The organism is Bordetella sp. BOR01, assembly GCF_019218885.1.
Taxonomy (GTDB): Bacteria; Pseudomonadota; Gammaproteobacteria; order Burkholderiales; family Burkholderiaceae_B; genus Bordetella_A.
In genome coordinates, this window is the sequence record NZ_JAHUWT010000001.1 from 202,407 (window position 1) to 223,754 (window position 21,348).

Consider the following 21,348-nt stretch of genomic DNA (forward strand, 5'->3'; position numbering starts at 1 on the left):
GTGCCGGTCTTTCAACTCGATGTCAGCCTCGCAGGCACGAGACTGGCGGGCGGCTTAGTATGTGGTGTATCTCGCTACCGCCCGGGCTGGGAACCGCGCCGACCCCGCGCCGCAATCCCGCCCGGCACACCAAGGAGAGACGCCATGCAAGGAAGATTCCTGGGCGCGTTCGCGCTGTCGGCGGCCGCCTTGTGTTCCGCCAGCGCGAGCGCTGCGGACACCTGGCCCGCCAAACCCATCACCATCGTCGTGCCGTTCTCGCCCGGTGGGGCCAATGACCTGGTCGCCCGGCTGTACGCAAAGCAGATCGCCCGCGATCTCGATGCCGATGTGATCGTCGAGAACCGTGCCGGCGCGGGCGGCATCGTGGGCGCGGCCCACGTGGCACGCACACTGCCCGATGGCTATACCTTCCTGGCCGCGTCCAATGGCACGGTCACCAATAGCCTGATTCGCTCCGACCAACCCTACAAAGACGAAGACATCGAGCCCGTGGCGCTGCTGTCCATCGTGCCCTCGATCATCGTCACCCATCCGTCCAATCCTGCCACCGATCTGAAGGACTTCGTCGCGCGGGCCAGGCAGCACGCTGACAGGCCCGTCACGTTTTCCACCGCAGGCATGGGCAGCACGCCCGATTTCGTGAGCGCCATGGTGAAACTGGAATCGGGCATCAATGTGCAATCGATACCGTACAAGAGTGGTTCCGAAGGCGTCACCGCCGTGATGGGCGGCCAGACTGACATGACCTCGGAGGCCAGCATGGTAACGCTGCCGCTGATCCAGTCCGGCAAACTCAAGGCCCTGGCCACCACATGGGACAAGATGCCCTCTGCACCCGATATCAAGACCACCGCCGAACTGGGTTTTCCCAATATCCGCATTGGACACTGGGAAGGCCTGTACGCCCGCGCCGGCACGCCGCCGGAGATTCTCGACAAGGTGAACGCCGCGGTTCGCAAGGCCTCGCAATCCAGGGAAGTGCTGGATACACTCAACGCCAGCAGCATCGTGCCGGGCACCATGACCCGCGCCGAATTTACCCAGTTCACGCAGGACGAGCGGGCGCGCCTTGGCAAAGTCGTGAAGGCCGCGCACATGCAGCCCGATTGAGCGTTACCGCCCGCGCGTGATCCCCGAACGAACCGAGACGACGTGAATGGCAGTTACCGCGCTGGAATCAGGGTGGTGGTTTGATGCGACCGCTTTTCTTGCTCCGCCCCCCGCATCCCCGCATCCAGGCCGAATGCCGATCCGTCTCCATGCTTGAAAACTCGTCTGGCCGATGGCGGGAAATGCACGTATTTCCGCTGGAATGCCGTCCCATGGCATGATAGCGGCGTTAATTTTCATGCCTGCTCCGAATATGTCGAATTTGATCGTACATGGCGGTCTTCCGTTACGCGGCCAGATCGTGCCATCCGCCAACAAGAATGCCGTTCTTCCCATCTTGTGCGCCACGCTGCTTACCGACCAGCCGCTACGCCTGGTCGGCGTGCCCGAGATTACCGACGTCAAGAAGATTCTTCAGATCTTTCGCACGCTGGGCAGCGACGTGAGAGTGGACTTTGCCACCGGCATCCTCGACGTGCATCATCGGGCCACGCAGTTTGATCCCGCCGAGCACAAGCTGCCCGAAGAGATGCGTTCTTCGATCATGTTGGTGCCGCCGCTGTTGGCCCGGTTTGGCGTTGCGCGCCTGGAGAACGATGTCAAAGGCTGCACCCTGGGCGTGCGCGAAATCGATCCGCACGTCGAGGTATTCGAGCGCTTCGGCGCCTGCGTGGAACGCACCGCCGGGTCGCTGATCGTGCGCACGGGCTCGACTATGGTCGCCAATGACCATTGGCTGGACTACGCATCGGTTACCACCACCGAAAACTTCGTGCTGTGCGCGGCGTCCGCCGACGGTGCATCGACCTTGGTCAATGCCGCATCGGAACCCCATGTGCAGGAATTCTGCCGTTTCCTGGCAATGCTGGGCGTAGAGATCGGCGGTATCGGCACGTCGCGCCTGAGAATAGAAAAAGGCCGCAAGCTCGGCGGCGGCGAATTCCGCTTCAGCGAAGATTTCCACGAGATTGCTACCTTTCTTGCGCTGGGTGCCATCACCGGGGGCGATATCGTGGTCAAGAACAGCGCGCCAGAACAGTTCCCGCTTATCGACCGTACCTTCGCCAAGTTCGGCGTGGAAGTGGTGCATCGCGATGGCTGGTCGCGGACCATCCTGGATGGCCCCTTGCGGGTGCGCAAGCCCTTCACCCAGAATATTCTTACCAAGGTGGAAGCGGCGCCGTGGCCCTATCTGCCGGTGGATTTGCTACCCATTTTCATCGCGCTGGGTGTCAAGGCAGAAGGCAGCGCGATGTTCTGGAACAAGGTCTACGACGGGGCCATGGGCTGGTCCGTCGAATTGTCCAAGTTCGGTGCGCACGTATTCTTGTCCGACCCGCATCGCCTGGTGACTTTCGGCGGCCTGCCGCTAAGCCCCGCCAAAGTCGAGAGCCCATACATTATTCGCGTGGCCATAGCACTGCTGATGGTGGCCGCAAGCGTCAAGGGCCGCTCAGAGATCGCCAACGCGCTGCCTATCCGGCGCGCGCACCCCGGTTTTGTGGAAAACCTGTGTTCGGTGGGCGCGAACGTGGAGTGGACCAGCGGCGAATAATCGCTCCAGGCGATCGATACCGCCGCGGCCCGGTCAGGCCCGCCGGGGTTCCGCCATTCCGGATTCGACCCGTTCGTGGCGTTCCTGGGCCTCGATGCACAGTTCGGCGGTAGGGCGGGCCAGCAGCCGGCGCAAGCCTATCGGTTCGCCAGTGTCGCGGCACCAGCCGTAAGATCCGTCGCGAATGCGTTCCAGCGCCAGGTCGATCTTGCGCAATTGCTTGAATTCCCGGTCGCGCAGCCGCAGTTCCAGCGAGTGCTCTTCCTCGATGGACGCCATGTCGGCGGGGTCGGCGTGGGCTTCGTCGTCTTTCAGCCGGCTTTGCATGTCATAGGCCGACACCAGCAGTTCCGCACGAGCCAGGATCAGGCGTGCGCGGAAAAACTGCAGTTGCCGCTCGGACATGTAGTCGCTCTTGGGGGCTTTCAGCAGCGCAGCCTGTGTCAAGGGCAGATCGGCGGCTGTCGCCAGGGCGCTGGCAAGTTCAGCGGATGGAATTTTCATGAGACCCCCTTTTATCGGGTTGTCGCATGTCCACTGGCCACAGCGATTTCGATTTACTGGCGCAGGAACAGCGATATGTCTAAATGAGGACTGCGATCCAGGTCGGTGGATGCAGCAACATGTTCTGCAGGTTGCGCCAGGGACCGTTCAAGTTTGGACGCAATCAGTTGTTTGGAAGCATCGGCCAGCAGTGCTGGCAACGAGGGCCAGGGGCCGTTGTCGGCGCCCGTACCCAGCGTATACGTCAGTAAAGCATCGGCACCGGCATAGCTGCCTATGCTGATGATGCGGCCTGTTTCTCCGCGCAACAGCAGCCTTGAATCGATTGCATACAGGCGGTAGATGCGCCACTGCGACTGCAAGGCGTTCCGGCGGTGCGGCTGGGAAGGCGACGCCCGGACATCGTGTTGCCCGGCCTGCTTGGCGCGCGGCAACAGCTGTACCACGACATTCAGCAAGCGCGCGAGGAAGCGCTCCAGGACCTTCATAACAATTTCCGCCTTGATGTAGCCTGCCCGAGAATATGCATCGCCACATGCACGCATCCAATGAGCATACGCCTATAGTGCGGAAATAACGATGTTTGTATGTTTCCGTTCGCATTCAGCCACTGCGGTCAGGCTTGGGGACGCACCTCGAGCCCTGTCCAGTACGCCGCGAAGGCCCACGTGTCGGCGACTTCTTCAATGACCTTGGCCATGGGCTTGCCCGCGCCGTGGCCGGCCCGGGTCTCGATGCGGACCAGATGCCACTTGTCGCCGATATCGGCTGCCTGGACGGCGGCAATGTACTTGAAGGTATGGCCAGGAACCACGCGGTCGTCGGTATCGGCGGTCGTGGCCAGGATGGCCGGATAATTCTTGCCCGGGCTGATATTGTGATAGGGCGAATAGGCATGCAGGCGGTGGAAATACGCCTCTTGCTCTGGATCGCCGTAATCCGTCACCCATAGTTGCCCGCCCGTGAACCGGCGGTAGCGCAGCATGTCCATCACGCCCACGCCCGGCAAGGCGGCGGCAAACAGATCCGGCCGTTGATTGACGACGGCGCCTATCAGCAGGCCGCCATTGGATTCGCCCTGGATCGCCAGCCCGTCGGGCGATGCGATGCCTTCCGCCTTCAGATATTCGCCGGCCGCGATGAAGTCGTCGAAGGCATTCTGCTTGTTCTCCAGGCGCCCCGCGTCATGCCATGCCTTGCCGTACTCGCCGCCGCCGCGGATGTTGGCGATGGCCAGTGTTCCTCCTTGCTCCACCCAGGCCAGCTGCGGCGGCGAATAGTAGGGGATCATGCTGATCCCGAACCCGCCATAGGCGTAGAGCAGGGTGGGTGCCGGCCCGGTGCTGTCCGTACGCCGGACGATGAACATCGGAATGCGCGTGCCATCCTTCGATGTGTAGAAGCGCTGCTCGACCGCAATGCGGTCGACGTCGAAGCCCGCGTCCGGCGCGGCCCACACCGTGCTTGTGTTGTCCGTCAGGTCATGGCGGTAGACCGTGGTGGGGGCGTTGAAGCTGGTGAAGACGAAGAAGGCCTCGGCGCTTTGCTGACGGCCCTGGAAACCGCCGGCGCTGCCTATGCCGGGTAGCCGCACCTTGCCGGCGGGCGTACCGTCGAGACGGTAGCGGCGGATTTCGGTTTTCGCATCGACCAGGTACGACGCAATCAACTGCCCGCCCAGCAGCCAGGCGTTGGTCAGTACAGCTTCTTGCTGGGGCACTATATCTTTAAATGCAGGCGCGGCATCGGCAAGGTCCAGCGTCACGATTTTCTTGCGTTCCGCGCCCAGGCTGGCCAGGGCGTACAACTGGGTGGCCACATTGCCGAAGACCAGCCATTCGGTATCGACATTCTCGACCAGCTTGCGGGGCTGCCAGTCGGCGGTGGCGAGATCGATGATGGCCAGTGCATTGGCGCCGGGCCCTGGCGTGGACGTGATGACGGCATAGCGGCCGTCTTCGGTGACGTCGGCCAGGTGCAGCAGGTTTGGCTGGTCCGGCGTTGCGTACACCAGCCGGTCTTGCGATTGTGCAGTGCCCAGCGCGTGATAGTAGACCGCGTGGTTTGCCACGCCGGCCAGGGACGAGGCACCTGGTTCCGCAGCAGGGTAGCGGGAATAGAAGAAACCCGCGCCGTTCCTTGCCCAGGCGATGCTGGTGAAGCGCGCCCATTCGACCTGGTCCTGCAGCATCTCGTTCGAGTCCACGACCAACACCTTGATCGTGCGCCAGTCGGAGCCTGACTGTTGCACCGCATAGGCGACATGCGAGCCGTCATCCGACGCCGCCCATTCGGCCAGCGCGGTCGTGCCATCCTTTGCCCAGCCGTTGGGGTCGATCAGCACGCGCGCCGACCCGTGGACACCGTCGCGCATGACCAGCATTGCCTGGTCCTGCAGGCCGGAATGCCGCATATAGAAATAGCGGCCGCCGCGTTCGTGCGGTACGGTCACTTGCTCGTGATCGAACAGCGCACTCAGTCTTTTCCTGAACACGTTGCGGCCGGGCAGGGTACCCAGATAGTCCTGGGTCAGCCTGTTCTGGGCCTGGACCCAGGCGACAACCTCGGCATCGCTGCGAGCGTCGTTTTCGAGCCAGCGGTAGGGGTCGTGCACAGCCTGGCCAAAATGCGTTTCCACCTTGCCGACACGCCGGGTTTCCGGATAGGCGATTTGTTGCTTCATGGGGAAAATTCCAAAGTCGGGGCCGTGCAACTGCCAAAGGCCGGCCTTGCAGCTCGATGGGATCGCAGATCGGCAGCGTGCTTGCCGTTCTGATGGCCTTGGCCAACTGGTCGATGACCTTGGCAAGCGTGAACTTGCGGCCATCGACTACCTGGCTGCAAGGGCGTCCCTTGCTATTCCATTGACATAGATGTCTACGCCCAGTTGCCGTTGTGTAAAGGCAAAGTCGCTTTCTCGCAGATAACCGTCGAACCAGTTCAAGAGTTCTTTAGCGGTCGCGCTGTTCCGGTAGGCAATAAGCTCGACAGTAAGCGGCGCGCTGAAGCCAATATCGAATTTCGTGTCGAATAGCGACTCGCCCGCAAGTCGAGCCCGGAATAGGCCATCGCCATCGTAGCGGAAGGAGATTTCGGCTTTGGTGAACAACTCGTCGCTGTAGGTCGCGATCAACCCGGGGGATTCCCACCAATCGTCCCCGGTCAACGAGTTCGGCGTGCCTTCGCCCTTGAAGTCGATATGGATTTTTTCAAGGCTGCGATAATCACGCTCGTGGAAGCGCTTGAGGGGAATTTTCAGCCATTGCGTCTCAAGGTAGGGATCCAGCCATTGGGATGCGTCATCTTCTGGATCATTGTTCGGATCGAAGAAAAACCTTGGCGATGTCGCTCGCAAGTTCAAGGTAGCGAACTCGTCCAGGGCCTGGCCTGGCCAGGATCCGCTGGTCGCTCGCAGTGTGAGGCTGGGCTCTATGGCGGGAACTTCAATCGGATGATCCTGGTAGGTCAGCTTGAAATATCCCATGATTTTCCCTGGATTCCTCTGGCATAGGCAATTGATCCAAGCAATCGACTATACAAGAGAACGACTGCTGCCGGCCTGCAGAACCAGCCGCTTGCGGGCCGTAGCGGGCACCCACATGCACGCTACGGATCATGGCCGCAGTTGCTGAACGTTCGATCTTGCCAAAGGCCAAAATAGAGAGGGATGGCGAGGCTAGCCGAGCAATCGGCCTTTTCGCCAGGCGTCGCTCAATAATCTCTTCATCCCGGCTCAGATCAGCCCGCGTTGCCAGGCACAGGCGTGTTGAGCAGCTGCTGTTCCCACAGGAACGCGATGCCGCTACCGCCGGCGTGCTGCGTGACCACTTCCGTCAGTGCGATGGCTTGATCGGTCCGAGCCCAGTCGCGCTGCCATTCGGACGCCACCGCCAGCCAGGTCATCATGTTCGCGCCGGCCGCGATCATGCGCTGGATGGCGACCTGATGGGCCTCGACCGAAACAGCGCCCGACGCGTCGGTGACCACGGTAACGTCCCAGCCTTCGCCGAGGGCCTGGATTGTCGGCATCGCGACGCACACCTCGGTCCACAGGCCAGCGATGATCAGCTGCTTGCGGCCTGTCGCCTTGACCGCGTCCACCACCTTCTGGTCCTGCCAGGTGTTGATGAACGTACGGTCGATCACCTCTTGGCCGGGAAACACATCGGTGATCTGGGGGAACAGCAGTCCGCCCCGGTCAGCGATCACCGTCGTCAGGATGGTAGGGACGCCGAAGGCCTTGGCGGCCTTTGCCAGGCCCGCCGTATTGTTGATCACCATCTGCGGTTCGTGGCTGTTCACGTTCGCGAGTTGGTAAGGCTGGTGGTCGATCAGAACGAGTACCGAGTCTTCCGGACGAAGAAGCGAAGCAAGGCCGTTACGAAAAGTCATTAGTGCATCCTTTGCAGTGGTGAGCGGGATAGGCTTCCGGGGGGCACGCGCCAGCGGCGAGGTTGCCGGGAAGCCATATTCTGCTGTTCCCGTATTCGATGCGGTAGTACCATTTTGCGGCGAGCTGTGTCGCAGAATGGGGAACACTGAATTGGACTTAGAAGAGCTACGGACATTCGTGGAGGTGGCTGATGCCGGGGGAGTTTCGCCTGCTGCGCTGCGGCTGGGCGTGTCCAAATCGATCGTCAGCCGTCGGCTCGCCCGGCTTGAAGCGGAACTTGGTGTCCAGCTGCTTGCGCGATCCACCCGCGGGGCTGCTCTCACAGAGGCCGGGGCCACGTTCCGGAACTATGCGGCCAGAGTCTGCGCCGAGATCGACGTGGCCAGGGAAACGATCCTGCCGGCCGGCGACCTGCGCGGCCGCTTGCGAGTTGCCGCGCCGCTTACTTTCGGCCCGACTCACTTCGCTCCGGCGCTGGCGGAAATGGCACGACGCCACCCCCAGCTTCATATCCAGACCTGCTACAGCGATCGCTTCGTTGATCTGATCGCGGAGGGCTACGATTGTGCGATACGGGTTGGCTATCTTCAGGACTCCAACTTGATCGCAAGACGCATCGGCCCGATCCACGGGAAGCTGGTCGCGAGTCCGGACTATGTCAAGGCGCACGGGTCACCTGAAACACCGGAAGACCTCGTCGCCCATCAGGCCCTTATGCAAGGCACCGAAGCCTGGAGACTCTTGGATGGCGACAAGGTCATCACGGTTCGTCCGCAGGGGCGCTTCAAGGCCGACAACGGCACGGCTTTAGTCGCCGCTGCGGCAGCAGGACTGGGGATCGCTTATCTGCCCGATTGGCTTACCCACGAATATGTGGCCTCTGGGACGCTCGTGCCGGTCATGACACGCTATCCTCCCCCTCCGGCAGGCGCATATGTCGTCCGGCCGCCAGGCCAGCATCCCGCACGGAAGATTCGGGTCCTTACTGAACTGCTGATCGAGTATTGCGGCCGGTCTGCGCACCCTGCACGGGCTACCGCTGCCTGAGTGGTGCAGGCGCAATGAAAATCCGCTTCTGGCCCGAGCGGGCTTTGCCTCGCAGCCAGTCAGAACTCTTCCAGAAAGCGCATGCGGAACCGGCGTCCCTTGATATTGCTGTTCGAGACGCGTGAAAACGCCTGTTTGGCGATCTGGCGGTCCAACGCCACATAAGAGTTGAACTCGGTGATATTGATCTTGCCGACCTGCTCGAAAGTCAGGCCGCCATCACCGGTCAGGGCCCCCAGCAGGTCGCCGGGACGCAGCTTGTCTTTCTTGCCGCCCTGTATGCACAAGGTAACCATGGGCGCGCGCAAGGGGCGGTCGGACTTGGGCCGCAGCGATTTGAGATCGGCCCATTTCAGCGGAGCGCCCTGGTATTGCTCGATCAGGTTGGCCCAGCGCATTTCATTGGGCGAACACAGGCTCAGCGCCAGCCCTTTCTGGTCGCCGCGGCCGCTGCGGCCGATGCGGTGCACGTGGACCTCGGTGTCCTTGGTCACGTCCACATTGATCACGGCGCCCAGGTTCTGGATATCCAGGCCGCGAGCGGCCACGTCGGTGGCGACCAGCACGGCGCAGCTCTGGTTGGCGAACTGGATCAGGATTTCGTCGCGCTCTCGTTGTTCCAGGTCGCCGTTGAGCGCCTGGGCGCTGATGCCCTCGGACCGCAGGCGTTCGACCAGATCGTGGCTGCGGATCTTGGTGTTGCAGAATGCCAGCGTGGATGCCGGGCGGAAGTGAGCCAGCAGCGTGGCCACGGCGTCCAGCCTTTCGCCTTCGTCGATTTCGTAGAAGATCTGTTCGATGCGGCTGGCGTCATGCTGGGCTTCTACCTTCACTTCGGCCGGGTTGCGCAGGAAGCGCGCGCTGAGCTTGCGGATGTTGTCGGGGTAGGTGGCCGAGAACAGCAAGGTCTGGCGCTTGGCCGGGCAGTGCGAGGCGATGGCGACGATGTCGTCGTGGAAACCCATGTCCACCATGCGGTCGGCCTCGTCCAGCACCAGCGTGTTCAGGCCGGACAGGTCCAGGCTGCCGCGCTGCAGGTGATCCTGGATGCGGCCGGGCGTACCCACCACCAGATGCGCGCCGCGGGCCAGCGACTCGACCTGGGGACGCGCGGCGGCGCCGCCGCACAGGGTCAGTACCTTGACGTTGGGGATCAGGCGGGCCAGCCGGCGCAGCTCTTGGGCCACCTGGTCAGCCAGTTCGCGGGTAGGGCAGACCAGCAGCGCTTGCGGGACCAGGCGGTTGACGTCCAGGTTCTGCAGCACGCCCAGGCCGAACGCCGCGGTCTTGCCGCTGCCGGTCTTGGCTTGCGCGATCAGGTCGCGGCCTTCCAGGATAAGCGGCAGGCTCTGCGCCTGGATGGGCGTCATCTGTTCGAAACCCAGGCCTTGCAGGTTGTCCAGCAAGGCGGGCAAGAGGGGCAGGGAGGAGAAGGGCGTGTTGGTCACAATGAGGTGGATCGCAAAAACCGCGAAAGGCTGGATTGACTGACAGTGTATGCTTTTGCACCTTTTGCCACGTTCGGCGGCCCAAACGCCGGCTTCACCTACACCTGCGCTCGCTGTAGCGATCCACCAAGTATGGCGCGGCATCGCGCGTCAGCAAGGTGAATTTCATCAGTTCTTCTACGACGTCAACGATCCGGTCGTAGTAGGGCGAACACTTCATGCGCCCGGTGTCGTCAAACTCTTGGTAAGCCTTGGCGACCGAAGACTGGTTCGGGATGGTCAACATGCGCATCCACCGGCCGAGCAGCCGCATCTGGTTTACGGCATTGAAGGATTGCGAGCCGCCCGACACCTGCATTACCGCGAGCGTCTTGCCCTGGGTCGGGCGTACGGCGCCGACTGATAGCGGAATCCAGTCGATCTGCGTCTTCATCAAGCCGGTCATGGCGCCGTGACGTTCCGGCGAGCTCCAGACCATGCCTTCCGACCATTGAACCAGTTCATGCAGCTCGCGGACCTTGGGATGGTTCTCGCTGGTGGCGTCATCGACCAGGGGCAGTCCGGAAGGGTTGAATAGCCGGGTGTCGCCACCCAGGGCCTGAAGCAGGCGGGCCGCTTCCTCTGCGACCAGGCGGCTGTATGAGCGCTCGCGCAGCGACCCATACAGCAGCAGGAAGCGCGGTGCGTGGCTGGCGCGCTTGGGCGAGAACAGGCTGGTGGTGTCCGGCTTGTGAAGCAGCGTAGCGTCGACGTTGGGCAGGTCGGCCATGGAATCAGACACGACGGCCCTCCGTATCGGTGACGGGCTCGCCGTCTTCCTTGTTGAAGGCCCCGCGCTGCGGCCGAGGCAGAATGTCCAGGACGGCCTCCGACGGCCGACACAGGCGCGTTCCCATCGGCGTGGCGACGATAGGCCGATTGATGAGGATCGGGTGTTCAAGCATGAAGTCGATCAGTTGCTCGTCGGTCCATTTCGGATCCGACAGCGCCAGCGCCTCGTAGGGCGTACCCTTCTGCCGGAGAACGTCGCGCACGGGTATCCCCATGGCGGCGATCAGGCGTTTCAATGTCTTCCGGTCAGGCGGGGTCTTCAGGTATTCGATGACGGCCGGTTCCTCGCCGCTGTTGCGGATCAGGCCCAGCACGTTGCGCGATGTGCCGCAGGCGGGGTTGTGATAGATCGTGATCGAACTCATGAAATGCCTCTTGATGCAGGATTGGAAATTCAATGAATGCGGAAGGACGAGGCCGGCGCGCGCAATAGCATCAGTGCGCCAAAGGCCGCCAGGCCTATTGCGCCGGATAGCCACAGGGCATTGGCGCCCCAGGCATCCAGTGCCAGTCCGAAGAGAAATGGCGACAACGCTTGCGCTACCCGTGCCGGCATCATCAGCCAGCCCTGGCGGGCGCCATAGCCTTGGGTGCCAAAAAGCGCGAGCGGCAAGGTCCCCTTGGCGATGGTCAAGATGCCGTTGCCCGCGCCATGCAGAATGGCGAAAGCGGGAGCCAGTGCGGGGCCTGCCGCCAGCAATACCGCCACGCCGGCGGGATGGGCCAGGGCTGCCAGGCGCGCCGACAACAGCGGGTGGACGCTACGCAGCAAGCCGAACTCGAGCATGCGGCCGGCAACCTGCGAGGGGCCGATGAGCGCTCCGATTCCGACCGCGGCGGCAAGGCTGGCCCCCGCGGCCTCCAGTATCCGTGGCAGGTGCGTGGCCATCGCCGTGCTGATGAACCAGGTCGCGGCGAAGACGAAAGCAAGAAGCGCGGTCGCCGTTCGCGGGCGATCCGGCGCTTGGGCGGAAGACGGGACGGCTTGGGCGGGAGCGTCGACTGGCGGCATTCCTGTCCTGGCACCTGTTGGCGTGCCCGGAAGCCGGGCATTCAATGGCAGGCCGATCAGCAAATGCATCGCGGCCCAACCAAAGCACGCGCCACGCCAGCCGAACTGCGCTTCCATCCAGGCGGACATGGGCCACCCGACAGTGCTGGCAAAGCCAGCGATGAGTGTGATCCCGGTGATGGCGCCCCGGGCATTCTGGCCGTACAAGCGGACCAGGCTGGAGAACGCGGCCTCATAGAGGCCGGATCCCATTGCCACGCCGATGACGAGCCACGCGATGACCATCGACCAGGGCCCCTGGGTGAGCCCCAGCATGGCCAAGCCGAGCGAGAACAGCAGGCTGGTGCCGAGCAGCACGATGCGCCCGCCATGGCGATCGATTGCCTGGCCCGCCCAGGGGCCGACCAAGGCCGATGCGACGAGCGCGCCTGAGAAGGCTGCATAGACCATCGGCGAGGGAAGGCCCAATTCGCTGGCCATCGGGGCTGCCAGCATCGCCGGCAGGTAGTACGAGGAGGCCCAGGCCAGCGTTTGGGCTGTGCCTAGGGTGCCTACTACCCGGGCCGATGTTCCCGCCACGAATCAGCCCCGCCCGGCGCCGGCGTCGTACCAGCCTTTGCTCTGGTTGACGATACGGACAACCAGCAGCATCACCGGGACCTCGATCAGCACACCCACTACCGTGGCCAGGGCTGCCCCGGAATGCACGCCAAACAGGCTGATCGCGACCGCGACGGCGAGCTCAAAGAAATTGGACGCGCCGATCAGCGCGGACGGGCACGCAATGCTGTGCTGCTCGCCGACGCGGCGATTGAGCCAGTAGGCGAGTCCGGAATTGAAGAAAACCTGGATCAGGATAGGCACTGCCAGCATGGCGATCACGAGCGGCTGGCCGATGATGGCTTCGCCCTGGAAAGCGAATAGCAGCACCAGCGTGAGCAGCAGGGCGCCCATTGAAATGGGTCCAATGCGCGCCAACGCCGCGTCGAGGGCGGGCTGCCCGCGGCGTAGCAGCGCGCGGCGCCAGAGTTGGGCCAGTATGACCGGAACCACGATGTACAGCCCTACGGACACGAGCAGCGTATCCCAGGGCACGCTGATGGACGACAGGCCCAGCAGCAGGCCGACGATGGGCGCGAAAGCGAACACCATGATCGTATCGTTGAGCGCAACCTGGGATAGCGTGAAAGCGGGGTCGCCGCCAGTCAGCCGGCTCCAGACAAAGACCATTGCAGTGCAGGGTGCCGCGGCCAGCAGGATCAGGCCGGCGATATAGCTGTCCAACTGCTCGGCGGGCAGCCACGGGGCAAAGACCTGGCGGATGAACAGCCAGCCCAGGAAAGCCATGGAGAACGGCTTTACCGCCCAGTTGATGAACAGCGTCACACCGATGCCGCGCCAATGCCGCCGGACCTGGCCCAATGCCGCGAAGTCTACTTTGAGCAGCATCGGGATGATCATCACCCAGATCAGTATCCCGATGGGCAGATTGACCTGCGCGACTTCGGCACGTCCGATGGCCTGGAACACCAGGGGCATGAACTGCCCGAGCGCCACCCCCAGCACGATGCACAGGACCACCCACAGCGTAAGGTAGCGCTCGAAGGTGCCAATGGCGGGTCGCGCCTGCGCAGCGGGCACCGTTTGCGTGCTGGAGGACATCGGCTTATTCCTGCGTCTTGCCGATGCCGCGCAGCTCGGCTTGCAGCGACATGGCGTCCAGGCGTTCGAGAGGCAGGGAAAGGAAGAGTTCGATGCGGCGTTTGAGCACGCGCGCCGCGCCATGGAACGCCCGGGCCCGCTCGTCTTCAGAACCGCCATGGGCCGCGGGGTCCGGAACGCCCCAGTGCGCCGTCATGGGCCGGCCGGGCCATACAGGGCAAACTTCACCGGCGGCGTTGTCGCAGACGGTAATGATGAAGTCCATGCTTGGCGCGCCCGGGGCCGCGAATTCATCCCAGCTCTTGCTTCGGTAGCCGTCGCTTGGCAGCGAGTACGACTTGAGCGTGGCGAGGGCCAGCGGGTGAACTGTGCCCATAGGGGCGCTGCCGGCGGAATAGGCCTGGAAGCGGTCGCCACCCAGGCCTTTGAGCAGGCCCTCGGCGAGGATGGAGCGAGCCGAGTTGCCCGTGCAGAGGAACAGCACGTTGTAGGGAGAGTGCGGCATGGAAGATCCTAGCAGCAGCGGGTTGGCGTCGAGGCCTGGACGGGCGTTGAACAGCAGGCGCCGGCCTCGGGCTGGCTTGCGGATTCGCCGCGCGATTCGCCGTAGACGGGGATGCTTCCTAGCGTATGGAAGTGTTCCCATGCCAGGCCCTGCGGGTCGGTGATCCAGTATTTCTCGCTATGCGCGTAGCAGCATGACGTCTTGCCCTGGTCTTCCAGGGCAAGACTGGCCGCCTCGGCCCTGGCCTGCAGCGCGGCGAGCTCTTCGGCGTCGCCGGCTTGAATTCCGAAGTGATCCAGCCCATGGGCGGCGCCTCGGGTCGAGATCGCGAAGTTCACAGGAGGGTCGTCGAGCATCCACTTCGCATAATCCGATTCGACGCGGGCGGGATCCTGCGCAAACAACCGGGAGTAAAAGCCGATGTTCCTGGCCAGGTCATCGACGTGCAGATGGACGTGAAAGCGCTTCATGGGCTGTTCCTTGTCAGCACGAAATGCAGGCTTCGGAATCGGAAGCCTCGCAGGGAACACCTTGGCAGCAGTGTTCGGTGAGATAGCCGAGCAAGCCGTTCATCTGGAGGAAGTCGGCGCGGTAGATCAGGTTGCGGCCTTGCGGTTCGACGCTGACCAGGCCGGCATGCGACAGTTCTTTCAAGTGGAACGACAGCGTATTGCGCGCGACGCCGAGCTGGTCGGCCAGGATGCTGGGGGTAAGGCCTGGCGGGCCGGCGACGACCAGGGCGCGGAACACGCGCAGGCGCTGGGCGTGGGCCAGGGCGCCAAGTGCCGAGATAGCTTGGTTTTCGTTCATTATTCGATAATACAACGTTTATTGAATTAAAGGCAATTCCACCAATCCGCTACCCGTCCAGGGCCATCCACGGCTGGGAACCCGCCATGCACCAGGTTGCCATCCAAGGGTTTGTCTGGAGACGAATGCTATTGACCGATTCCTGCGGCGCCCATAGTATAAAAAAAGGAAAACGTTTTCCTTAGTGTTTTCCTGCGATTTCCCTATCGTCCTTCCTTGTATCCCTGGAGCATCGATGAAAGTCATTCCTGGTGTGTTGTTGCGGCGCGATCCTGGCGAAGCCAGCGCGCCGGTCGTCTACGACATTCCGCGCAGCGGCACGTGGTATCCCTGTGAATTCATTCCCGCCGCGCCCTTCGTGGATCTGCACCAGTCGGTGTCCATGCATGTGCAGGACCTGTATGGCGATGTGGTCGACAGCGGCGCGAGCTGGCTGTACGCCACCTTTCCGAATACCTATATCGATGCGAACCGGCACGAGGGGGACATCGATCCCGGCCTGCTGGATGCGCCCTGGCCGGGCACATTGGAAACGACTGAAAAGTCGCGTCTGGGCATAGGCCTGATCCACTCGAAATGCGGCAAGCGGGGCGTGCAGGTCTATGACGGCAAGCTGCGGGTACAGGATGTGCAGCGCCGCCTTGAACGCTACTACTGGCCATATCACAACGAACTTTCCAGCATGCTGGCCGAGCGCAAGGACAAGTTCGGCCTTGCCTATCACATCAGTTGCCACAGTATGGCTTCGGTGGGCGGGCCTTCGACGCTGGATCACGGCAAGCCACGCTCCGATTTCGATATCGGCGATCGCCACGGTGCGTCCTGCGACCCGGCTCTGAGCGAATTGATCGTATCGACGCTGAGCGGTTTCGGCTACCGCGTCACCCGGAATTTCCACTATGCCGGCGCGGAATCGGTACGCAAGCATGCGCAGCCCGCACAAGGCATACACAGCCTGCAGATCGAGATCAAGCGCGGGCTGTACATGAACGAAGACACTTTCGAACTGAGCGACGATTTCCCTGCGGTCAGGAAGCACTTGAGCGAGCTGGCCCATGTGGTGTCGCGCTTTGCGCTCGAGAACGCGCCGGTCAAGAATGTGCAATCGTAGTCAGGTCCACGCAACGGCACCGTGCAGAGTCGCCGTCCCAAAGGGGTACGAACCATGAAGACGCTTTTTCGCATTGCCAGCCTGCTGGCCGCAGCCTGTCTGCCGCTGGCCGCGGTGCCGACGGCGCACGCCGCGCCCAAGAAAGAACTGGTCGCCACGATCAACTCGAACGTGAATTTCCTCTATCCGGGTCGGGGTGTCGCCGCCGAGGACTACAACTTCGGCATGCTGGTCTACAACGGCCTGGTGGGCATCAACGAGAAACTGGAGCTGTTGCCCGAGCTGGCCGTCAGCTGGAGCTCGGACACGGCGGCAAAGGAATGGACGTTCAAGTTGCGCGAAGGCGTGAAGTTCTCGGACGGCAAGCCGTTCGACGCCACCGACGTGGTGCACACCTTCGCCTTGCTGGCCGATCCGGCACTGGCCTCGCGCGCGCGTTCCACCGCCGAGATGGTCGACCATATCGAGACGCCCGACCCGCACACCGTCAAGTTCGTGCTGAAAGAGCCCTATGGCGCCTGGCCCAGCATGCTGATCGAGCGGCAATTGAAGATCGTGCCCGACGGCCACTCGGCCGAGCAGTTGATGAAGGCCCCGGTCGGCACGGGCCCCTTCATGCTGGATAGCTACACGCCCGGCGATCGCCTGGTGGTGAAGAAGAACCCGAATTACTGGGAGCCGGGCCTGCCGCGCCTGGACCGCGTGACGCTGCGCATCATGCCCGAAGACGCGGCCAAGATCGCCGCCCTGTCGGCCGGCGATGTCGACATACTGTGGAACGTGCCGCTGGAGTCCATCCAGGAACTGAAGGGCATGTCGAACATCCACCTCGACGAAGCCGCCACTTCCACCTGGGACGGCTTCGTCCTGAACAACCAGGTCAAGCCCTTCGACGACGTGCGCGTGCGCCGTGCGTTCGAGAAGGCCGTCGACAAGAAGAAGCTGGTGCAGTTTGCGCTGTTCGGCGCCGGCGCGCCGACCCACACTCCCATTGCGCCAAACAGCCCGGCATTCAACTCGGCCCTTTCTTTCGCCCCCGATATCGCAGGCGCGAAGAAGCTGCTGGCCGAGGCTGGGTATCCGGACGGATTCGCCATTACGCTGAACGTGCCGGTGGGCCGTCCGACGCGCGAGCGTGCCGCCGTGGCGCTGCAGCAGATGCTGAAAGACGTGGGCGTGCGGGTCAAGCTGGAACGCGTGCCTTACAGCCGCTGGGGAGCAACCATTGCGGGCAAGGCACCGTTCTACATGGATGGCTATCTGGCGCGTCCCACCCTGGATACCGCGACGTATCCCTGGTATCACAGCTCGGGTTCCTGGAACAAGCAGATGTGGCACTTCAAGAGCGAGCGCATCGACCAGGTGCTGGACCAGGCGCGCCTGGCCACCGATTCTGCCAAGCAGGTCGAGCTTTACAAGACTTTCCAGGAATATGCCGTCGAAGATGTGCCGGGGGTGGTGATGTACACCATCAATTTCGCCACGGCGTATCCCGATGCGCTGAAGGGCTACCACACCCATCCGTATTCCTGGATGGACCTGCGCAATGCCCACTTCGAATGAACGCACTGTCGCTCTGGCAGGCTGACACGGCCAAGGAGGCACGATGCTGGAGTATGTGATCAAGCGGCTGGCCTATGTGGTCGCGACCCTGGCGGTGATGTCGGTGTTGATCTTCCTGATCACGCAGATCATGCCCGGCAACATCGCGCACCTGATCCTGGGGGATTTCGCCAGCCCGGCCGACATTGCCACCCTGGAAGCGCAGCTTGGCCTGAACGACCCCTGGTATGTGCAATACCTGCGCTGGGCCTCGGCGATGCTGCATGGGGACATGGGCACGTCGCTGTCCATGAACCAGCCGGTTGCCGACGTGATCTGGGGCGCCGTGGGACGCTCGGCGCTGCTTGCCGGGATATCCATCGTGCTGGTGGCGATCATCGGCATCTGGCTGGGTGTCTACGCGGGCGTGCGGCGCGGATCGAAATCAGACAATGCGATTTCGATGGTTACCTATGTGAACATCGCTGTGCCCGAGTTCTTCTGGGCCATCGTCGTGATCATGCTGTTCGCCGGCTATCTGCGCATACTGCCCGCCACCGGTTATGCCAGCCTGGATGACGGGCTGTGGAACTGGCTGCGCCATTTGATCCTGCCGGTGTTCACGCTGGTGACCGGGCTGATCGCGCACGTATCGCGGCTGACGCGGTCCAGCGTCATTGACGTGATGAACACCCAGTACATCCGCGCCGCGCGGGCGCGCGGCCTGTCCGAAAGGCGGGTCGTGCGCGATCACGCCTTGCGCAATGCACTGCTTCCCGCCATTACCGTGCTGGCCATCGACGTCGGCGTGCTGATGGGTGGCGTGGTGGTGGCCGAGACCATTTTCTCTTTCCCCGGCCTGGGGCGCACGCTGATCTACGCCATCCAGCACATGGACCTGCCCCTGTTGCAGGCCAGCATGATGGTCGTCACGTTCGTGTACGCCATGGCCAACCTGAGCGCAGACCTGCTTTATGCCTTTCTCAATCCGAAGATCCGCTACGGGCGCGGCGATGCCTGAGCACCGGGCCGCCCGCAATATAAAGGGCCTGCATGTCGGGCTGGCGCTGTTGCTGTTCATCGTCGTCATGGCGGTGATCGGGCCCAGCGTCTCTCCGTATGAAATGGACGCGACGTCCCTGGAGCAGCGCCTGGCGCCGCCCAGCGCCATGCACTGGCTGGGCACCGACGAGTTCGGCCGCGACGTGCTGAGCCGCATGCTCAACGGCGCGCAGTCTTCGCTGGTCATGGGTTTCGGGGCCACGCTGTTCAGCATCCTGGTCGGTGTGCCGCTGGGGCTGGCGGCAGGTTATTTCAAGGGCTACATCGACGACATCATCATGCGCGTGGTCGACGTGATGATCTCGGTTCCGCCTGTCATCCTGGGCCTGCTGATACTGTCGCTGACGCCGCCCAGCCTGTGGAAGACGACACTGGCCGTCGGCCTGGTCTATGTGCCCATCATGGTGCGGCTGACCCGCAGCGTCACGCTGGAGGTCTGCGGCGAAGAATACGTGCAATCGGCCAAGGCCCGCGCCGAATACAACTGGTACATCCTGTTTTCGGAAATCCTGCCCAATGCGTGGCCGGCCATCATCGTGGAGTCCGCCTTGCGGGTGACATTCGCCATCTTGCTGGGTGCCGCACTGAGCTTTCTTGGGTTGGGCGTGCAGCCGCCCGCCTCGGATTGGGGCTTGATGATTGCCGAGGCCAGGCCCTTCATCGCCACGGCGCCCTGGATCGCCTGTGCGCCCGGCATCGCCTTGTGCCTGACGGTGATGGCGATCAACCTGGTCGGGGACGGGCTGCGCGAGCGCCTGGACCCCCGCCTGAACCGGAGCCGGGCATGACGCAGCCCCTGCTTTCGATACGCAACCTGTGCGTGGATTTCGTGGCCGGCGACAAGCCGGTGCAGGCGCTGCGTAACATCAGTTTCGATATCGCGCCGGGCCAGGCGCTGGGATTGGTCGGCGAATCGGGGTCCGGCAAGAGCACCCTGGCGTTGGCGGCATTGGGCCTGCTGGACGAAGAGGCCCGCATCCGCGAAGGCGCGGTGGTGTTCCAGGGGGCCGACTTGTACGCGATGGGCGAAGACGGGCGGCGCGCGCTGCGCGGCGACAAGATCAGCATCGTCTTCCAGGATCCCTTCACCAGCCTGAACCCGTCGTTGCGGGTCGGACGGCAAATCGCCGAGCCATTGCTGGTGCATCGCGGGTTCACGCCTGCGCAGGCCGATGCCGAGTGCATTCGCCTGCTTGAAGAGGTGGGCATCCACGACCCGCGCAAGATGATGCGCAGCTATCCGCACCAGCTTTCCGGCGGCATGAAGCAGCGGGCCCTGATCGCGGCGGCCCTGGCCTGCGATCCGGAACTGCTGATCCTTGACGAACCCACCACCGCGCTGGACGTGACTGTCGAGGCCCAGATCCTGGAATTGCTGGCGCAACTGCGTACCGTCCGGAATCTGTCGATGCTGTTCATCAGCCACAACCTGGGCGTGATCGCCCGGGTGTGCGACGAGGTCTGCGTGCTGTACGCCGGCGAGGTGCTGGAACAGGGGCCCACCAGCCGGGTGCTGGTCGATCCGCGCCACCCCTATACCAAGGGCTTGCTGGCCTCGCTGCCGCACCTGGGCGATCGGCGCCATCGCCTGGAGCCCATTCCCGGCCGCTTGCCGCATCCCTCCGCGCGTCCCGCTGGATGCGTGTTCTCGGACCGCTGTGCCTTCGTCCAGGGCGAAGGCTGTGCGCGCCACCAGCCCATGGTGGGCCAGGAGCCGGGCCATGATAGCCGTTGCTGGCGATCGCTGGACCTGGCAGGCCAGGGTTGGCGTTCGGCCGTGCCGCAACCGTTGTCTACCACGCCGCGCGCGGTGCCGCCTCCGGGCCTGCCGATGGTGACGGTGCAAGGGCTGGAACGTTCTTTCGACGTGGGCGGATGGCGCCTGCCGCGCTTTCTGCGTGGCCGTAATGCGGCCGCGGCCGACCAGCACATGCGTGTCAAGGCCGTGGACGGCGTGTCGTTGCAGGTTGGTGCGGGTGAAGTGGTGGGCCTGGTCGGCGAGAGCGGTTGCGGCAAGACGACGCTGGGCCGCTGCCTGATCAACCTGGTCCATCCCTCGGCCGGAGCAATCCGCATCGATGGCAAGGACCTGGTTGCCGCCGATGCGCGGGGGCGCCGCGCCATCCTGAAAGATGCGCAGATGGTCTTCCAGAACCCGGACTCGTCGCTCAATCCGCGCAAGACCGTGCGCGAGATCCTGGCGCGCCCAATGCAGTTGTTCGGCATCGCCGATTCCGCAGCCGGCCTGGAGCAGGAAGTCCTGAAATTGCTGGACACCGTACGCCTGGGCGCGCATTACGCCGACCGGTATCCGCACCAGATGAGCGGCGGCGAGAAACAGCGCATCGGCATCGCGCGCGCATTGGCTACCCGCCCGCGCTTTATCGTGTGCGACGAGGCTGTCTCGGCGCTGGACGTGTCGGTGCAGGCATCGATCTTGAACCTGCTGTCGGATTTGCGTGACCAGCTTGGGGTGGCCTATTTGTTCATTTCGCATGACCTGGCGGTGGTGTCGCATATCGCCGACCGCATTTGCGTCATGTACAAGGGCAAGATCGTGGAAGAGGGGGCGACCGAGTCCCTGATCGCCGATCCGCGCCACCCCTACACGCAAAAACTGCTGTCGTCTGTGTCTTCTGTCGAAAAGCACGCCGGGCGCGCGGCGGGCGGGCTTGTCCAGGATGCCTCCTGACCGGCGCGGAAGAGGCCGGGGAGTTGCTACTATGTGCCTTTCTCCGGGACAGCGGGATAGC

21 protein-coding genes are annotated in these 21,348 nt (G+C 63.2%); 8 read left to right on the forward strand and 13 right to left on the reverse strand.

Annotation, left to right across the window (positions count from 1 at the left end):
• The first annotated feature begins 144 nt into the window (after positions 1–144).
• Both KW845_RS00940 and KW845_RS00945 read left to right on the forward strand, forming a co-directional pair.
• A complete protein-coding gene (locus KW845_RS00940) occupies positions 145–1,113 on the forward strand; it encodes a tripartite tricarboxylate transporter substrate binding protein (RefSeq protein WP_218367315.1) in 969 nt (322 codons plus the stop codon).
• Positions 1,114–1,366: 253 nt separating this feature from the next.
• On the forward strand, positions 1,367–2,668 hold the full coding sequence (locus KW845_RS00945) for a UDP-N-acetylglucosamine 1-carboxyvinyltransferase (RefSeq protein WP_218368572.1): 1,302 nt from the start codon (positions 1,367–1,369) through the stop codon (positions 2,666–2,668).
• Positions 2,669–2,701: 33 nt separating this feature from the next.
• Here KW845_RS00945 and dksA read toward each other — a convergent pair whose 3' ends face one another.
• The 5 genes from dksA to KW845_RS00970 form a co-directional block, all read right to left on the reverse strand.
• Positions 2,702–3,172 (reverse strand): RNA polymerase-binding protein DksA, encoded by a 471-nt coding sequence (gene dksA, locus KW845_RS00950; RefSeq protein WP_218367316.1) that lies wholly within the window; start codon positions 3,170–3,172, stop codon positions 2,702–2,704.
• 53 nt (positions 3,173–3,225) lie between these two features.
• Positions 3,226–3,717: a hypothetical protein gene (locus KW845_RS00955; protein ID WP_218367317.1), complete on the reverse strand. Its 492-nt coding sequence runs from the start codon at positions 3,715–3,717 to the stop codon at positions 3,226–3,228.
• 71 nt (positions 3,718–3,788) lie between these two features.
• Complete coding sequence (locus tag KW845_RS00960; protein WP_255592291.1) at positions 3,789–5,855, reverse strand: prolyl oligopeptidase family protein; 2,067 nt, start codon at positions 5,853–5,855, stop codon at positions 3,789–3,791.
• Between the two features lie 147 nt (positions 5,856–6,002).
• Entirely contained in the window at positions 6,003–6,656 is a 654-nt protein-coding gene (locus KW845_RS00965; protein WP_218367318.1) for a hypothetical protein, read from the reverse strand.
• A 254-nt stretch (positions 6,657–6,910) separates the two neighbouring features.
• On the reverse strand, positions 6,911–7,564 hold the full coding sequence (locus KW845_RS00970) for a hydrolase (RefSeq protein ID WP_218367319.1): 654 nt from the start codon (positions 7,562–7,564) through the stop codon (positions 6,911–6,913).
• Positions 7,565–7,715: 151 nt separating this feature from the next.
• On the opposite strand from KW845_RS00970, the gene KW845_RS00975 reads away from it, so the two are divergent.
• Positions 7,716–8,612, forward strand: a complete 897-nt coding sequence (locus tag KW845_RS00975) for a LysR family transcriptional regulator (protein WP_218368574.1) — start codon at positions 7,716–7,718, stop codon at positions 8,610–8,612.
• A gap of 59 nt (positions 8,613–8,671) precedes the next feature.
• On the opposite strand, the gene dbpA is transcribed toward KW845_RS00975, so the two are convergent.
• The 8 genes from dbpA to KW845_RS01015 form a co-directional block, all read right to left on the reverse strand.
• Positions 8,672–10,060, reverse strand: coding sequence for an ATP-dependent RNA helicase DbpA (gene dbpA / locus KW845_RS00980; RefSeq protein WP_218367320.1), 1,389 nt, complete (start codon positions 10,058–10,060; stop codon positions 8,672–8,674).
• A 94-nt stretch (positions 10,061–10,154) separates the two neighbouring features.
• Positions 10,155–10,841, reverse strand: a complete 687-nt coding sequence (gene arsH, locus KW845_RS00985; RefSeq protein WP_370628163.1) for an arsenical resistance protein ArsH — start codon at positions 10,839–10,841, stop codon at positions 10,155–10,157.
• Entirely contained in the window at positions 10,834–11,256 is a 423-nt protein-coding gene (gene arsC, locus KW845_RS00990) for an arsenate reductase (glutaredoxin) (RefSeq protein WP_218367321.1), read from the reverse strand. Before arsC ends, arsH begins: the two co-directional genes overlap by 8 nt.
• Before the next feature lie 29 nt (positions 11,257–11,285).
• Complete coding sequence (locus KW845_RS00995; protein ID WP_218367322.1) at positions 11,286–12,482, reverse strand: MFS transporter; 1,197 nt, start codon at positions 12,480–12,482, stop codon at positions 11,286–11,288.
• 3 nt (positions 12,483–12,485) lie between these two features.
• Positions 12,486–13,565, reverse strand: a complete 1,080-nt coding sequence (gene arsB, locus KW845_RS01000; RefSeq protein ID WP_218367323.1) for an ACR3 family arsenite efflux transporter — start codon at positions 13,563–13,565, stop codon at positions 12,486–12,488.
• A 4-nt stretch (positions 13,566–13,569) separates the two neighbouring features.
• Positions 13,570–14,070, reverse strand: a complete 501-nt coding sequence (locus tag KW845_RS01005) for an arsenate reductase ArsC (RefSeq protein WP_218367324.1) — start codon at positions 14,068–14,070, stop codon at positions 13,570–13,572.
• An 8-nt stretch (positions 14,071–14,078) separates the two neighbouring features.
• Positions 14,079–14,540, reverse strand: coding sequence for an ArsI/CadI family heavy metal resistance metalloenzyme (locus KW845_RS01010; protein ID WP_218367325.1), 462 nt, complete (start codon positions 14,538–14,540; stop codon positions 14,079–14,081).
• Between the two features lie 13 nt (positions 14,541–14,553).
• On the reverse strand, positions 14,554–14,880 hold the full coding sequence (locus KW845_RS01015; protein ID WP_218367326.1) for a helix-turn-helix transcriptional regulator: 327 nt from the start codon (positions 14,878–14,880) through the stop codon (positions 14,554–14,556).
• Positions 14,881–15,115: 235 nt separating this feature from the next.
• Here KW845_RS01015 and KW845_RS01020 point away from each other — a divergent pair, with 235 nt between their 5' ends.
• Genes KW845_RS01020 through KW845_RS01040 form a run of 5 tightly spaced genes read left to right on the forward strand, consistent with a single transcriptional unit; the run spans position 15,116 to position 21,287 of the window.
• A complete protein-coding gene (locus tag KW845_RS01020; RefSeq protein WP_218367327.1) occupies positions 15,116–15,991 on the forward strand; it encodes an N-formylglutamate amidohydrolase in 876 nt (291 codons plus the stop codon).
• A 54-nt stretch (positions 15,992–16,045) separates the two neighbouring features.
• Entirely contained in the window at positions 16,046–17,554 is a 1,509-nt protein-coding gene (locus KW845_RS01025) for an ABC transporter substrate-binding protein (protein ID WP_218367328.1), read from the forward strand.
• Between the two features lie 43 nt (positions 17,555–17,597).
• Positions 17,598–18,554: an ABC transporter permease gene (locus KW845_RS01030; RefSeq protein ID WP_218367329.1), complete on the forward strand. Its 957-nt coding sequence runs from the start codon at positions 17,598–17,600 to the stop codon at positions 18,552–18,554.
• The gene (locus KW845_RS01035) at positions 18,547–19,383 is read left to right on the forward strand and encodes an ABC transporter permease (RefSeq protein WP_218367330.1); all 837 of its coding nucleotides are present in this window, start codon (positions 18,547–18,549) and stop codon (positions 19,381–19,383) included. The genes KW845_RS01030 and KW845_RS01035 overlap by 8 nt, the downstream gene beginning before the upstream one ends.
• Positions 19,380–21,287: an ABC transporter ATP-binding protein gene (locus KW845_RS01040; protein ID WP_218367331.1), complete on the forward strand. Its 1,908-nt coding sequence runs from the start codon at positions 19,380–19,382 to the stop codon at positions 21,285–21,287. Before KW845_RS01035 ends, KW845_RS01040 begins: the two co-directional genes overlap by 4 nt.
• Positions 21,288–21,348 lie beyond the last annotated feature (61 nt).

Bases quoted from the DNA above. Each gene is read 5' to 3' on its own strand.
- KW845_RS00965 (WP_218367318.1), bottom strand. From the start codon at position 6,656: ATGGGATATTTCAAGCTGACCTACCAGGATCATCCGATTGAAGTTCCC.
- KW845_RS00940 (WP_218367315.1), top strand. From the start codon at position 145: ATGCAAGGAAGATTCCTGGGCGCGTTCGCGCTGTCGGCGGCCGCCTTG.
- KW845_RS01005 (WP_218367324.1), bottom strand. From the start codon at position 14,070: ATGCCGCACTCTCCCTACAACGTGCTGTTCCTCTGCACGGGCAACTCG.
- KW845_RS01020 (WP_218367327.1), top strand. From the start codon at position 15,116: ATGAAAGTCATTCCTGGTGTGTTGTTGCGGCGCGATCCTGGCGAAGCC.
- arsC (WP_218367321.1), bottom strand. From the start codon at position 11,256: ATGAGTTCGATCACGATCTATCACAACCCCGCCTGCGGCACATCGCGC.
- KW845_RS00960 (WP_255592291.1), bottom strand. From the start codon at position 5,855: ATGAAGCAACAAATCGCCTATCCGGAAACCCGGCGTGTCGGCAAGGTG.
- KW845_RS01025 (WP_218367328.1), top strand. From the start codon at position 16,046: ATGAAGACGCTTTTTCGCATTGCCAGCCTGCTGGCCGCAGCCTGTCTG.
- KW845_RS00955 (WP_218367317.1), bottom strand. From the start codon at position 3,717: ATGCGTGCATGTGGCGATGCATATTCTCGGGCAGGCTACATCAAGGCG.
- KW845_RS00970 (WP_218367319.1), bottom strand. From the start codon at position 7,564: ATGACTTTTCGTAACGGCCTTGCTTCGCTTCTTCGTCCGGAAGACTCG.
- dksA (WP_218367316.1), bottom strand. From the start codon at position 3,172: ATGAAAATTCCATCCGCTGAACTTGCCAGCGCCCTGGCGACAGCCGCC.
- arsB (WP_218367323.1), bottom strand. From the start codon at position 13,565: ATGTCCTCCAGCACGCAAACGGTGCCCGCTGCGCAGGCGCGACCCGCC.
- KW845_RS01030 (WP_218367329.1), top strand. From the start codon at position 17,598: ATGCTGGAGTATGTGATCAAGCGGCTGGCCTATGTGGTCGCGACCCTG.
- KW845_RS01035 (WP_218367330.1), top strand. From the start codon at position 18,547: ATGCCTGAGCACCGGGCCGCCCGCAATATAAAGGGCCTGCATGTCGGG.
- KW845_RS01010 (WP_218367325.1), bottom strand. From the start codon at position 14,540: ATGAAGCGCTTTCACGTCCATCTGCACGTCGATGACCTGGCCAGGAAC.
- KW845_RS01040 (WP_218367331.1), top strand. From the start codon at position 19,380: ATGACGCAGCCCCTGCTTTCGATACGCAACCTGTGCGTGGATTTCGTG.
- KW845_RS01015 (WP_218367326.1), bottom strand. From the start codon at position 14,880: ATGAACGAAAACCAAGCTATCTCGGCACTTGGCGCCCTGGCCCACGCC.
- KW845_RS00945 (WP_218368572.1), top strand. From the start codon at position 1,367: ATGTCGAATTTGATCGTACATGGCGGTCTTCCGTTACGCGGCCAGATC.